Below are 14,058 nucleotides of genomic sequence, written 5' to 3'. Positions count from 1 at the left end.
TAGATCTCATGGGATGTCCCCTGCTTGTCATGGTCGTCCCTTTTTGCACATAAGATGGAAAAAGAGACAAGTCGTGCGAGAGAAGGTGCATAACCCCCTATGATTAGATCTGTTGTGTTTCCACTCATTTATGGTCTTATCCTGTTCTTCGCAGGTATGAAACTAATGGAAGCCTCCCTCCACAAGGCAGGCGGACGTTCTCTTGCCACTTCTTTGGAACGGGCTACTTCCACTCCCCTTAAGGGTATGCTGTTCAGTACAGGCATTACGGCTGTGCTTCAAAGCAGTACAGCCGTCACGGTGCTGACCATTGGTTTAGTTAACGCAAGACTCCTTAGTTATGCAAGAACACTTAGCATTATTCTTGGCAGTAATATTGGTACCTGTATTACCACAGAACTGCTAAGTCTCCAGATTGGAAAGTACGCTTTACCGATGTTGCTTTTCTTTTTAGGAGCATGGGCTATAACCGTCATGCTAGGAGAAACAAAGGCGGGTAGCCGCGTTTCTGCTTCGATATGGAACATCCAGTACGTGCTTCTTGCAGGGGCAGGTTTTTCTCTTGTTATGCTAGGTATATTCATCATGCAAAAAGTAGGCCCCGCCTTGGAACAAGGAGGGCTTTTCCCTTGGTTTATTCACCAAGCGAGTCACAGCGTTTGGTGGGGCGTGATCGCGGGGGCATGTCTTACCGCCATTGTACACAGCAGTGCGGCAGTGATCGGCATGGCCATTGGACTTGCCAGCTCTGGTGTACTTCCGCCGGAAGTGGGAATCGCGATTGTACTCGGTTCCAATGTCGGAACCTGTGTTACAGCAGTCATGGCCGCAGCCGGAGGAAGCAGAGCCGGTCATTTTGTCGCTTGGTCACACGTCCTATTGAATGTGTCAGGAGCGTTGCTGTTTATTCCGCTGATTCACTGGCTTTATGAAGCAGCTGCTTATTTCACCAGTGAACCCGGTGCACAGATTGCACATGCCCAAACCATTTTTAATATCGTATGTTCCCTGCTCGCCCTACCGCTCTGTTATCTTAAAATATGGGATCGTTTAGAGCAAAGATAAACGCACCTGGAATTACTTTTGCATGGAAATCACTTCGCATTAAAATATACAGTCTACTTTACTTCAATACCAAGCTTTTGCAATGCCTGCTTCAAAATTTTATCATTGTTATCATAGCCATTTTGCTTTTGCTTTTCCCAAGCTTCCAGCGGTTTATACCATGCTACACCTTTAATTTCTTCAACCTGTGGCTGCAAATCTCCACTTAATGCTTCTACGAGATAATAGTGAACTTCTTTATCTACGGTTCCAAGTGAAGAATGTTCATACGTATACTTAATGACATCGACGGGTTCAATGATTTTGCCGATCATTCCTGTTTCTTCCTGAATTTCACGCAGTGCGGTTTCTTCAATCGTTTCTCCTGGCTCCATTTTACCTTTTGCAAGAGAAATTTTTGCATATCTGTCTACGATCAATTGGATTTCAAGACCTTCTTCTGAATTTCGGTATACGACTCCACCCGCTGAAATTTCTTTTGCCGCCATAATGTCGATTCTCCTCTCTTTGGACAAACAAGGATTTCAACAACCTAGGGATCGAGGTGATTCCTCTTCCTTAGCAGTGAAATCCTTGCCATCTTTTTTATATTATAATCTTAGCTTGGTTTTCCATCACACGTACAAGTTGTCCTTCGCTTGCGTCCACACCAGCCTTCGTCATTTTGACACGGCACAGCTGACCTACTAATTCTTCGGAACCGTCAAACTCCATTTGGATGTAGTTATCGCTATATCCATGCAGTCTGCCGCTGACTCTGCCTTCTTTTGCGTTTCCTTCCGGAATGACTTCCAGCACATCGCCCACAAATTTCTGAGCGTAAGCCAGCTTCATGGAGTCAGATAACTGCAAAAGTTCCTGGACGCGTGCATTCTTCACTTCTTCATCTACTTGATCTTCCATGCGCGCTGCCGGAGTACCTGTCCGTTTGGAATAAGGGAACACATGCATTTCCGAGAAATTGATAGCTTTCATGAGTTCGTATCCATTTCTGTACATCTCATCTGTTTCCCCAGGGAATCCTACGATCACATCCGTAGTAATTCCTACATCCGGCATTGCTTCACGAATACGTAGCATTTTATTATAGAACTGTTCTGTCGTATACTTACGGCGCATCCGTTTCAGGACGTTATCATCCCCCGCTTGGAGCGGAATATGAAAATGGCGACACATTTTGGATGAGCGGTTTAGTACATCGAGCATACGATCGTCAATTTGGCTAGCCTCAATGGAACTGATCCGAATACGTTCTAGACCATCTACACGGTCTAAATCCCATAGCAGGCTCGACAAGTCATAATTGTCCAAATCATCGCCATAACCGCCTGTATGAATACCGGTTAATACAATCTCTTTGTATCCGGCTTCTACGAGCTGATGAGCCTGCGTAATAATACTCTGAGAATCACGGCTGCGAGATAGCCCTCTTGCCCATGGGATAATGCAGAACGTACAGAAATTGTTGCATCCATCTTGAATTTTCAAAAACGCCCGGGTACGGTCTGCAAAATCAGGTACGTCCATTTCTTCAAACACACGTGTCTTCATAATATTCCGTACCGCATTAACCGGCTCACGAGTTTGCTTGATTTGGTTGACGTACGGGATGATTTTATCCCGGTCCTGGTTACCTACAACAAGGTCTACTCCGGGAATATCCATAATCTCAGCTGGTGAAGTTTGTGCATAGCAACCTGTTACTGCAATAATAGCATTAGGATTACGGCGAACAGCACGGCGAATAATCTGCCGACTCTTTTTGTCGCCTGTGTTCGTAACCGTACAAGTGTTAATCAGATAGACATCGGCTGTCTGAGAATCAAAATCTACTTGCTCGTATCCTGCATCTTTAAATTGTTGCCAAATGGCTTCAGTATCATAAAAGTTAACTTTACAACCCAAGGTGTAAAACGCCACGGATGGCATAATTACATTCCTCCCATTTCCTCAGTTTCATATAAGATACATGTTAAAGCCAGCATCCCGGCCGTTTCTGCACGCAAAATTCGTTTACCTAGTCCAACTGAATTTGCTCCCGCTGCTTCCGCTGCTTCTGACTCCCCTGTAGTAAACCCACCTTCTGGACCCACGATCACAAGAACACGGGGATCTATACTTGGATCTGCTTTCAGTTTGTCAGCAAACGGCTTCACCACATCGCGCAGCTGCAATCCTTGTTCTTTTTCATAACAATAACATACGAGATCATAGTCTTCAAAAGAAGCCAAAAGTTCTTTCCATGACTTTGATTCCGTAATTTCCGGAACTTTGTTGCGATGGCTTTGCTCGGCTGCTTCTTTGGCAATCTTCCGCCAACGTTCCAGACGTTTGCCTTCTTTCTTGGCATCATACTGCACGATGGTTCGCTCCGAGACGAAAGGAATAAATACGGCAGCTCCAATTTCAGTGCATTTCTGGATAACAAGTTCCATCTTGTCCCCTTTAGGCAAGCTTTGGGCGATGGTTACCGAAACTTTAGGTTCATGGTCCATAGGCAGCCACTCTATTATAGACACCGTTACATGTGAAGCTTCGATCTCCGAAATTTCAGCCAGCGCTTCCCGGGAAACTCCGTCGCTTACGATCAGCTTATCCCCCGTCTTGCCGCGCATCACCTTCGTAATATGTCTTGCATCGTCGCCAGTAATGGTTGCTTTATGTTCTTCTAGCTGATTTGGTTCAATAAAATAACGCTGCATGGACTATGATCACCTATCTTTTCATATCAATGGTTTAGATTAAATTACAGTGCCTGTCATGAAAATGACCACATTACATGTTACAACTTTTCATGCCTTCTGACTAGACTTAAAAGACTGGCAGCAGTGACTTCCGAGCTGTTTGCTCTTCCATCTTGCTACCGCTTCATTTCTAAAATCAAGCAAAAATCGTCATGATCATATGTGCAATCCCCACATACCAACTCATTGACAACTCATATAGCGGAGTAATGGTGTAACGGTTTAGCGGGGTAATGACGAGAATCAGGAAAATCAACATAGACCATTGTTCCAATTTGTGCAGACTCATTCGCGCAGAAGGAGACACAAGTTCCTCAACAATTCGGTATCCGTCAAGCGGAGGAAGCGGAATTAAGTTAAAGAAAAACAAGAAAAAGTTCGTTACATTAAAAATGGAGAAAAAAGTAGAAAGTGCAAAAACAATTCTTTGATTCTCAATGGATTCCATAACTCCAAACTGAACAAGGAGTGCATAAGTAATCGTACCGAGAACAGCTAGAAGCAAGTTGCTCAGAGGTCCAGCCGCTGACACAACCACACTCATCATGCGGCGTTTCTCAAAGTTATCCCGATTTACCGGGATGGGACGTGCCCATCCAAATCCGGCAATAACGAGCAATAGCAGTCCAAAAAGATCGAAATGAACTGCTGGATTGAGCGTCATACGTCCGAGTAATCTTGCTGTTGGATCTCCGAATTTATTTGCAAAATACGCATGAGAAAACTCATGGACCGTAAATGCAATAATAATCGTCAGAATAAAGAAAGGAAGACGATCCAGGTCATAGAAGAAAAACTGATTAAGAAAGTCCATTCTTTATTTCCTCGACACAAAAGCAAGCCAATCATCTTCACGATGAATATCTATGATGTCGAAACCGGCTTCTTTCAGTGCTTTCTCTACAATTTCTTCTTTGTTTTTCCAGATACCAGAAGCGATGTATAAACCGCCTGGTTTCAAGCCCTGATACACATCTCCGACAAAGAGCAAGATTACTTCAGCCAGAATGTTAGCAACGACCACATCAACAGGCATACTTACTCCAAGTTCATTATCCTGTTTGTCCAGTATGGACAGCAGGTCACTTTCATAGACTGTAATGTCACGTTCTAATCCGTTTAGGCGGGTGTTTTCTTCGGCACTTTGCACGGCAACCGGATCGAGATCAAGCGCTAGCACATGTTTTGCTCCGAGTTTAACCGCACCAATTGCCAGAATCCCAGATCCCGTTCCTACGTCAATAATCTCTTCTCCGCCTTGGAGATATTGCTCAAGCGCACGCAGACACAGAGAAGTCGTTGGATGTGATCCTGTTCCAAAAGCCATTCCTGGGTCAATCTCGATAATTTTCTCATCAGGGCTTGCAGGTACGTATTCCTCCCACGTAGGCTTAATAACTAAACGATCGGATACTTTCAGTGGTTTGAAAAATTGTTTCCACGCATTCGCCCAGCTGTCTTCATCTACTTGCTGTACCGAGATATCTGCCTTTCCAGCATCAATCCCAAACTCCCGCAGTTCTTCGATGCGAGGACGAATTGTGTTCGTTACTTCCGTCATATCCACTGTATCTGCAAAATATCCTTTAATCTCAGCTTCCCCTTCAGGAATATCGTTCAACGGTTGATCATACAGTTCTCCATACTCCGTTGATCTCTTTTTGTTCAGTGTCCCTGATTCTTCAATGGATACACCGCCTGCACCCGCTTCGTGCAGAAAATTGGAGATCATCTCCACTGCTTCTTCCGTAGTATGTATTGTTATTTCATTCCATATCATAAGTTTATTATTTCCTCCCCTATCTTCATCTTTCCCATTGTACTATATATCCTGCAAAGAGCACAAAGACTCTATGTTCATAACGTTCACAGTTATGTCCAGGTGCTTATCAAATTATAGCAGCACATAAAAAAGCACCGGCTTTGGCCGGCGCTTGCGCTTCTTCTATTCCTGTTTAAATCTAAAATCATGTAAATCTTTCGTTTGACGACGGTCCGCTGCCGCACTGCGGTTCAAAGCTTCAATATCTTCCATATCCGCTTCTATACTGCTGAATTCCACATCTTCAACCTTCGAGGATTGTAGTTCTTTTATTTTTTCTGTTTTTGTCATCACTTTATCAATCCGTTTATTATGTGACATTCTATCTTCCTCCTTATAGTGAATTGTTGTATTAAATAAAGCCACCGGACTGCTCGATAATGGCAAGTGCCTCATGATGGGAAGATTCGTCAACAACCACAGTTAACAGAATATCTTTTCCTGTAGGACCGCCTCCGCCTCCATCACTCATTCCGCTCGCTGTAACGTCGGCAGCAGCAAGAACTCCTGCATCTTTTGTAAACGTGCCATCCTGGGTCACAGAAGCCAAACTGCTCATGGTACTTGTCAAAATCGGATCATTGCTGCCTCCACCCGCATATCTGCTGAAACGATCGATTGACATGTGTTCCACTTTTAAGCCTTGAAGCTTTGCAGCAACGTTCTGAGCTTGTTCAGGGGTATTGAAGTAAGCGAGAATATTTTTTTCTGTCACGTCAGTACACCGCCTTTTTTCATCTCATAAGGAATCCAATGATCTTGTAAAGTTCAAGATTAGAATACCGCATAACCTGTTTTTTTATACGCAAAAAAGACTGCTCATTCTTAAGATGAACAGTCTTTTGTCTGCCTATTAGTCTCCACGAAACGCACGTTTTACACGATCAAAGAAAGATTGCTCATTCTCATGCGTTTGTTCTCCGTTCAGCGCAGCAAATTCACGAAGCAAATCTTTTTGTTCTTCGCTTAGTTTGCTTGGAGTAACAACGACAACTTTTACATGCTGATCTCCTTGGCCGCTTCCGCGAAGATGTGGAACACCTTTTCCTTTAAGTCGGAAATAAGTTCCGGTCTGCGTTCCTGCCGGGATTTTCAGTTTCACTTTTTCTCGCAAGGTCGGAATTTCAATCTCATCACCAAGTGCTGCTTGCGCAAACGTCAGTGGAATTTCACAGTAGATATCATTTCCTTCTCTTTCGAAGAAGTCATGTGATTTCACACGAATTACGATATATAGATCGCCCGCAGGACCTCCGCGTAATCCGCCTTCACCTTCACCGCTCATACGCAGCTGTGCACCATCATCCACACCTGCTGGAATTTTAACGTGAATCTTGCGTTGTTTACGAACTTTACCGCTTCCTTGGCAAGTCGTACATTTTTCCTTAATTGTTTTCCCAGAACCTCCGCAGTTGGAGCAAGCACGGCGATTGACCATGCGTCCAAATGGAGTATTCTGAACAACCTCTTCTTGACCGCTGCCATGACATACGGAACAAGTTTCTGGTTTCGTTCCAGGTTTTGCGCCGGAACCATGACATGTATCGCAGCTCTCTGTCCGTGGGATCGTAATATCGGATTCTTTACCGAATATCGCTTCCTTGAACTCAATAGTCATCGTGTACTGAAGATCATTGCCTCGCTGCGGTGCATTTGGATCTCTACGTCCGCCGCCTCCGCCGCCAAAGAACATATCGAAAATGTCGCCGAAACCACCAAAATCTTGAGCTCCGCCAAAGCCGCCCATCCCTTGATTCGGATCGACATGACCATATTGATCGTATGTTGCACGCTTCTGTCCGTCACTAAGAACGTCATAAGCTTCTTTTACTTCCTTAAATTTCGTTTCCGCATCGGCTGCCTTGTTCACATCCGGGTGATATTGACGGGCCAGCTTACGGTATGCTTTTTTAATTTCATCTTCACCAGCGTTTTTACTAACGCCTAGTACCTCATAGTAGTCACGCTTATCAGCCACTCTTCCACCCCCATACCTTTTACAAACATAACTATAAACATAACGTATATACGTGACAAAAGGAAGAATCAAAGCACGAAATTACTCCGGCTTTGACCTTCCCATGCTTGTCACTTGTAAGGCATATGATCGTTTTTACAAACGATTATTTATTTTTTATCCTCATCTACAACTTCATAGTCAGCATCAACGACATTATCGCGTCCGCCTGCATTTTGCTCGGCGCCTGCGCCTGCACCTGCACCTTGTGCTTCAGCTGCTTGCTGAGCTTGCTCATACAGTTTTACAGAAAGTTGCTGAACGATTTCAGTAAGTTCCTCTGTAGCTGCTTTGATTTCTTCAGCGTTATCGGACTCAAGCGTTTTTTGCAGTTTTTCTTTCGCTGCATTTGCTTTCTCTACTTCGCCTGCATCTGCTTTTTCGCCGAGGTCTTTGATTGTTTTATCTACAGAGTAGATTAATTGGTCAGCCGTATTTTTCACTTCAACAAGTTCTCTGCGTTTTTTATCTTCTTCTGCATGAAGTTCAGCGTCTTTCATCATTTGTTCAACTTCTGCATCTGTCAAACCGCTGGAAGATGTGATTGTGATTTTTTGTGTTTTATTTGTACCTTTGTCTGTAGCAGATACGTTAACAATACCGTTCGCATCGATGTCAAAAGTAACTTCGATTTGAGGTACACCGCGTGGTGCTGGAGGAATATCTCCAAGCGTAAAGCGTCCGAGTGTTTTGTTACCCGCTGCCATTTCGCGTTCCCCTTGAAGTACGTGGATTTCAACGCTTGGTTGGTTATCCGCGTAAGTAGAGAACACTTGGGATTTACTAGTTGGGATCGTTGTGTTACGTTCGATCATCTTCGTAAATACACCGCCTGCAGTTTCGATACCCAGGGACAATGGAGTTACGTCAAGAAGAACGACGTCTTTTACGTCACCAGTAAGTACGCCGGCTTGTACTGCTGCACCAAGAGCAACTACTTCATCTGGGTTAACCCCTTTATGAGGATCTTTACCAGTCAGTCTCTTAATTGCTTCTTGTACTGCTGGGATACGAGTCGATCCACCAACAAGTACAATTTTGTCGATATCGTTAGCTGTCATACCTGCATCACTCAGAGCTTGACGAGTTGGGCCGAGTGTACGCTCTACCAGGTTCGCAGAAATTTCTTCGAATTTCGCACGAGTCAAGTTCATTTCCAAGTGTTGTGGCACGCCGTCTGCTACGGTAATAAACGGAAGGGAAATTGTTGTTGTCAGTACGCCGGACAACTCTTTTTTCGCTTTTTCCGCTGCGTCTTTCAGACGTTGTACAGCTGCTTTATCTTTGCTCAGATCAATACCTTGATCTTTTTTGAATTCACTTACCATGTAATCAATGATCACTTGGTCAAAATCGTCACCGCCAAGGCTGTTGTCGCCGCTGGTTGCTTTTACTTCGAAGAATCCATCACCAAGTTCAAGGATGGATACGTCAAACGTACCACCGCCAAGGTCATATACAAGGATCGTTTGATCTTCGGATTTTTCAAGACCGTAAGCAAGTGCTGCAGCTGTTGGCTCGTTGACAATACGAAGAACTTCAAGACCTGCAATTTTACCAGCATCTTTTGTTGCTTGACGTTGACCGTCATTAAAGTAAGCTGGAACTGTGATAACCGCTTGGGTTACCGGTTGGCCAAGATAAGCCTCTGCATCAGATTTCAGTTTTTGCAAGATCATTGCTGAAATTTCTTGTGCGGAGTAATCTTTTCCATCAATTGTTTCTTTATGGCTCGTACCCATATGACGTTTGATAGAGCTGATCGTACGATCAGGGTTTGTGATTGCTTGACGTTTTGCAGTTTCACCTACAACACGTTCACCATCTTTTTTAAAACCTACTACGGAAGGGGTAGTACGTCCGCCTTCTGGGTTAGGGATGACTACAGCTTCGCCGCCTTCCATAACCGCTACGCAAGAGTTTGTGGTTCCAAGGTCAATACCAATAACTTTAGACATGGATAATATCCTCCTTCTGTATGTGCAGGCTTTTTAGGCCCTTTTATTCAATGTATATCATTCGTAGAAATTCAGTGACTTACCCCGAATTATTTATTGGAAATCTATATAAATATTTAAAACGTTGAACACGTTTATAACATTTAAGTAATACATGTAAGACATTCAAAATGTTAAAACATTAAAGATTAAAAACATTTAGAACATTTAGAACACAACATTAAAAAGATTAAAAACATTCAAACACAGAGTATAAACATTTCATGCAGTCTTTTCGACTGGCACCGAAATGTTCATACAAGTTTTTTGTCAATCAATTATTTCGCCATTCTTTCGAATGGCAAGGATAATTGATTTTACATACTTACTTTAACCATCGCAGGGCGAAGTACTTTATCTTTAATCATGTAGCCTTTTTGTACTTCTTCCACTACGAATCCTTCTTCATACTCATCACTTTCAACCTGCATGATCGCTTGGTGGAATTCCGGATTAAACGGCTGACCCACCGTGTTCATAACAGTAAGACCCTCCGCTCCGAGGACACCCTCCAGCTGTCGGAAGATCATGTTTACTCCTTTAATAAAGGAGTCCGTATCTGTATTAGAATCAGCAGTGCTCATCGCACGTTCAAAGTTATCAATGACAGGTACAAGTTCAGTGATCAGCTTCGTCGTAGCATACTTCGCTAGGTCTTCCTTCTCCTTTTGAGTACGGCGACGGAAGTTATCGAAATCAGCTTGTGTACGTAAGTAACGTTTCTCGTTCTCTTCAGCAAGTGCTTTGAATTTAGCAGCTTCAGGATCAAGTACCTCTGCTTCAGTTCCCTCCTGTGCTGATTCAGCAGAATCATTCACCGGGTTTTGTTCCTCTGCAGCTTGATCAGCTTCATTCACTACGTTTTCTTGCGGAGTGTTTTCTTCATTGTCTACAAATGTTTGTTCATCTTTCAAGATGTTCACCTCCTTAAAATAGGAATAAGTCCACTACTCTGATAACGCGGTCCTCTATTCATTCCACATTAGAGCGATACAGACCTGCGTTAGTCCATAGATTTCATTATTAATCGAATCTTGTCTATTCTAAACACAACCTATATTTAAAAGAAGACAAGATTTAGAATTACCAATTGGCTATTTCTCATCACAATTATTTAAAACGATGCGTTAACACGGCAGTCAGATCTTTAGATAACACATTAAGAATACTGATCACTTTCGCATATTCCATACGAGTTGGGCCCAAGATTCCAATGGTTCCAAGTGCCTCACCTTCTACAGAATAAGTAGCTGTAATCAGACTGCAGTTTGAAAAAGCCTCGTGCTTATTCTCGGTACCAATTCGAACCTGTACACCTGTCGTGCCCATCTTAGGTGTCATCATCTTCAGCATGGTCGGAGTCTCTTCCAGAAGATCAAAGATATCTTTTACTTTCTCCACATCTCTAAACTCCGGCTGATTGAGCATGTTCGTTGTGCCGCTAAGATAAAGACGATGTTCAGATTCTCCATCGAGTGCCGAGTCAAGCAAGTGCATAAACCCTTCATAATGGGAGATGTGTTTCTCCATCTCTTTTGCAATCTCGGTGTGAAGTCTAGCTTTCAATTTATATAAAGGTACTCCCACCAGTTTGCTGTTCAGCAAATTCACTACCCGCTCCATTTCCGATAATGGAATGCCAGGAGGAAGACTTACTGTCTTATTCTCCACTTGGCCTGTGCTGGTTACGATAATCGCCACTGCTAAATTCTCACCCAACGGTAACAGCTGGAAATGACGAAGCGAGGTATGAAACACCTCTGGACCGAGCAGGATCGAAGTATAACTGGTCATATGGGATAGGATGGTCGAAGCGTGCTGTATCACTTGTTCCATCGCATTTAATTTTTCAGCGAAAAAAGATTTGAGCTGTTGAAGCTCAGAGGGCTCCGTTTCATTCCAGGGAACCAAATGGTCAACATAATAACGATATCCTTTATGTGAAGGAATGCGGCCGGCAGATGTATGCGGCTGTTCCAAAAATCCCATTTCCTCCAGGTCAGACATTTCGTTACGGATTGTTGCCGGACTAAATCCAACATCGCCCCTTTTTGAAATGCTACGGGATCCCACGGGTTCCGCCGAACGGATATAATCGTCAACAATAGCATTAAGTATCAGTCGTTGTCGCTCGGTTAACATACGTGTGCCCCTCCCTAAATTAAATGTGGTATTCTTCATCGTTAGCACTCAACTCTAGCGAGTGCTAATCAGTAATACAAAAATACCAAACAGACCTGAACGTTGTCAAGTCGGTTTGGTCTTTTAAGATATCCTAACTCACACCTATTCCAGCACTGATTGCAAAAATAGTGATAAACACAAGCAGACCAAGTGTAAGCCATTTTTTATTCCACTTTTCTAGGATCATTGATAATAAGATGAAAAAGAAAAAAATAGCACTGCCGATCAGACCAATATATGCAAGCATCTGCATAGAGCGTTATCTCCTTTTCAGACGGTAATAGTAAACATACCCTCCTACTATATCAGCCGTTCATGAGGCGTCTGTTACATTTATCACAATTCATACTTAAACCAAATGTAGGCTTTGGATGCATAATAGCCGCGAAGGAGATCAGAATAAAAACTCTTCTTTATCCTCCGCAGCTAATTGATCTGCTTCTATTCACTTAATATTTTTAATACGGCAATTTCGTCACAGCAACTTTGCTTACTGCAGTGAACACAATCCGTCCATACTTTTTCCGGGAAAATCTCTTTACTTACAATAGCGAAACCATTCTTTTCGAAAAAAGATACCTCATACGTAAGAGCCATGATTTTCGGTATTTGAAGTTCTCTGGCTTCCTCTACGAGTTTGTCTAACAGCAAGGAACCAATCCCTTGGCCTTTGTGACCCTCTGAGATTCCAAGCGATCTGACTTCCACCAGATCATTCCCCAATTGGCATAAAGAGCCGCATCCAACGACGTTACCATCGACTTCGGCCACAACAAAAAGATCAATCTGCCTCTCGAGCACATCTCGCGAGCGGGGAAGCATAATTCCTCTCTCTGCATAGCCTTTAATCATCAGGAATAACGAATCAACATCTTGGGGCGACGCTTTTCTGCATACCGCAGTCATGATTTTCTCTCCTCCTATGTATGATGCCATCAATATTTGTATAAATATACATCATGACGCATAGAAGTTCAAGATATTATTTAACGGTTATCGCACCTATGAATTCCGCAAACACTTCATTCCCGTACAGGACTCCCTGGCTACTTAAGCGATACATGTCACCTTCAGCTTCCAAGAGCCCTGCATGCAACATTTTATGCAGTGGTTTGGCAAATATGTCTTCCATCTTCACATTAAATTGCTGTTCAAACCGTGTACTTGAGACACCCTCTAGCATACGAAGGCCTACCATCAAGAAATCTTCCATTGCTTCTTCTTTAGTGATAGTGAAGGTTTCAAGGCGCGGCAGTCCTTTTTCGGTCGCTTCATTGTAAGGATTAACCCCACGAACATTCATATGGCGTTGTCTATGAACGTATCCATGAGCTCCTGCTCCTAGACCATAATAATCTTCATTTCTCCAATACGTGATATTATGACGGCTTTCTTTGCCTGGCTTAGCAAAGTTACTAATCTCATATTGATTGTATCCCGCTTCCTTCATGCGTTCCATTAACAATAGATACATTTGAAGTTCATTATCTTCACTTGGCAGCGGCAGCTGATTCTTTTGGAACATGGTGTGGAAGAGTGTATTCTCTTCTACTTTAAGTCCATAGATTGAATAATGCGGAAGATCAAGTTCAAGCGCCCGTGTAATGCTGTCAGAAAGCATCTCCACCGTCTGATTCGGCAAACCAAACATTAAATCGATAGAAAGGTTAGTCAGACCGGTTTTTCGTGCATTTTCAAGACTACGATATACATCATCTATATTATGAATGCGGCCAATCCCTGTTAACAGTTCATTTTGGAAAGCTTGTACTCCAAAACTAACCCGGTTTACTCCGCCTTCTTTCATTACCGCCATTTTCTCTAGATCCGTCGTACCTGGATTTGCTTCCATTGAGAATTCAATGTCTTCTGACCAGTTAGGAAAATAAGTACGAACCGTTTTCAAAAAATAAGCCATTTCATCCGGTTTTAGTACAGTAGGTGTACCTCCCCCGACAAAAATCGTTTTAATCTCACCCGGAGGCGTTTGTGTTACTGTATATTCCATCTCCCGCTCGAGCGCTTCTAAATATTTCATAACCGGCTGATCTTTCAGAACATACGAGTTGAAGTCACAGTAGAAACATTTATTGGTGCAAAAAGGAATATGAATATACACCGCTTGAGGTGCGGATTGTTGCCCAGCTAGCTTCTCATGAGTCATGCGGGTATACCCCCTTATATTTATACATCGTGTAAGGAATCATTGTATCGTTATTATAGAAAAAA

Annotated in this window: 15 protein-coding genes; 1 reads left to right on the top strand and 14 read right to left on the bottom strand. The window is 43.1% G+C overall.

The window, feature by feature from the left end:
• The first annotated feature begins 99 nt into the window (after nucleotides 1–99).
• Entirely contained in the window at nucleotides 100–1,065 is a 966-nt protein-coding gene (locus H9647_RS05860; protein ID WP_191798832.1) for a Na/Pi cotransporter family protein, read from the top strand.
• A gap of 53 nt (nucleotides 1,066–1,118) precedes the next feature.
• On the opposite strand, the gene H9647_RS05855 is transcribed toward H9647_RS05860, so the two are convergent.
• From H9647_RS05855 to hemW, 14 genes are all read right to left on the bottom strand, one after another.
• Nucleotides 1,119–1,556 (bottom strand): NUDIX hydrolase, encoded by a 438-nt coding sequence (locus H9647_RS05855; protein ID WP_191799432.1) that lies wholly within the window; start codon nucleotides 1,554–1,556, stop codon nucleotides 1,119–1,121.
• Nucleotides 1,557–1,650: 94 nt separating this feature from the next.
• Entirely contained in the window at nucleotides 1,651–2,994 is a 1,344-nt protein-coding gene (gene mtaB, locus H9647_RS05850; protein ID WP_191798831.1) for a tRNA (N(6)-L-threonylcarbamoyladenosine(37)-C(2))-methylthiotransferase MtaB, read from the bottom strand.
• 2 nt (nucleotides 2,995–2,996) lie between these two features.
• Complete coding sequence (locus H9647_RS05845; RefSeq protein WP_191798830.1) at nucleotides 2,997–3,767, bottom strand: 16S rRNA (uracil(1498)-N(3))-methyltransferase; 771 nt, start codon at nucleotides 3,765–3,767, stop codon at nucleotides 2,997–2,999.
• A 178-nt stretch (nucleotides 3,768–3,945) separates the two neighbouring features.
• Nucleotides 3,946–4,623, bottom strand: coding sequence for a site-2 protease family protein (locus H9647_RS05840; protein WP_191798829.1), 678 nt, complete (start codon nucleotides 4,621–4,623; stop codon nucleotides 3,946–3,948).
• A 3-nt stretch (nucleotides 4,624–4,626) separates the two neighbouring features.
• Complete coding sequence (prmA, locus tag H9647_RS05835) at nucleotides 4,627–5,589, bottom strand: 50S ribosomal protein L11 methyltransferase (protein WP_191798828.1); 963 nt, start codon at nucleotides 5,587–5,589, stop codon at nucleotides 4,627–4,629.
• Nucleotides 5,590–5,754: 165 nt separating this feature from the next.
• Nucleotides 5,755–5,952, bottom strand: coding sequence for a YfhD family protein (locus H9647_RS05830; RefSeq protein WP_191798827.1), 198 nt, complete (start codon nucleotides 5,950–5,952; stop codon nucleotides 5,755–5,757).
• A 31-nt stretch (nucleotides 5,953–5,983) separates the two neighbouring features.
• Nucleotides 5,984–6,346, bottom strand: a complete 363-nt coding sequence (locus H9647_RS05825; RefSeq protein WP_191798826.1) for a hypothetical protein — start codon at nucleotides 6,344–6,346, stop codon at nucleotides 5,984–5,986.
• Nucleotides 6,347–6,484: 138 nt separating this feature from the next.
• Entirely contained in the window at nucleotides 6,485–7,609 is a 1,125-nt protein-coding gene (gene dnaJ, locus H9647_RS05820) for a molecular chaperone DnaJ (protein WP_191798825.1), read from the bottom strand.
• Nucleotides 7,610–7,758: 149 nt separating this feature from the next.
• Entirely contained in the window at nucleotides 7,759–9,606 is a 1,848-nt protein-coding gene (gene dnaK, locus H9647_RS05815) for a molecular chaperone DnaK (protein ID WP_191798824.1), read from the bottom strand.
• A 356-nt stretch (nucleotides 9,607–9,962) separates the two neighbouring features.
• Nucleotides 9,963–10,559 carry a nucleotide exchange factor GrpE gene (gene grpE / locus H9647_RS05810; RefSeq protein ID WP_191798823.1) on the bottom strand — a complete coding sequence of 199 codons (597 nt, stop codon included), beginning with the start codon at nucleotides 10,557–10,559 and terminating at the stop codon, nucleotides 9,963–9,965.
• A 196-nt stretch (nucleotides 10,560–10,755) separates the two neighbouring features.
• Nucleotides 10,756–11,787 carry a heat-inducible transcriptional repressor HrcA gene (gene hrcA, locus H9647_RS05805; protein ID WP_191798822.1) on the bottom strand — a complete coding sequence of 344 codons (1,032 nt, stop codon included), beginning with the start codon at nucleotides 11,785–11,787 and terminating at the stop codon, nucleotides 10,756–10,758.
• A 133-nt stretch (nucleotides 11,788–11,920) separates the two neighbouring features.
• The gene (locus tag H9647_RS05800; RefSeq protein WP_191798821.1) at nucleotides 11,921–12,082 is read right to left on the bottom strand and encodes a hypothetical protein; all 162 of its coding nucleotides are present in this window, start codon (nucleotides 12,080–12,082) and stop codon (nucleotides 11,921–11,923) included.
• Nucleotides 12,083–12,270: 188 nt separating this feature from the next.
• Nucleotides 12,271–12,735 (bottom strand): N-acetyltransferase, encoded by a 465-nt coding sequence (locus H9647_RS05795; RefSeq protein ID WP_191798820.1) that lies wholly within the window; start codon nucleotides 12,733–12,735, stop codon nucleotides 12,271–12,273.
• 76 nt (nucleotides 12,736–12,811) lie between these two features.
• Nucleotides 12,812–13,993 carry a radical SAM family heme chaperone HemW gene (gene hemW / locus H9647_RS05790; protein ID WP_191798819.1) on the bottom strand — a complete coding sequence of 394 codons (1,182 nt, stop codon included), beginning with the start codon at nucleotides 13,991–13,993 and terminating at the stop codon, nucleotides 12,812–12,814.
• Nucleotides 13,994–14,058 lie beyond the last annotated feature (65 nt).

Origin of the sequence: Paenibacillus gallinarum (assembly GCF_014836635.1) — a bacterium.
Taxonomy (GTDB): Bacteria; Bacillota; Bacilli; order Paenibacillales; family Paenibacillaceae; genus Paenibacillus; species Paenibacillus gallinarum.
Note: the sequence above shows the minus strand (reverse complement) of the source record. Positions and strands in the feature narration are given on the sequence as shown.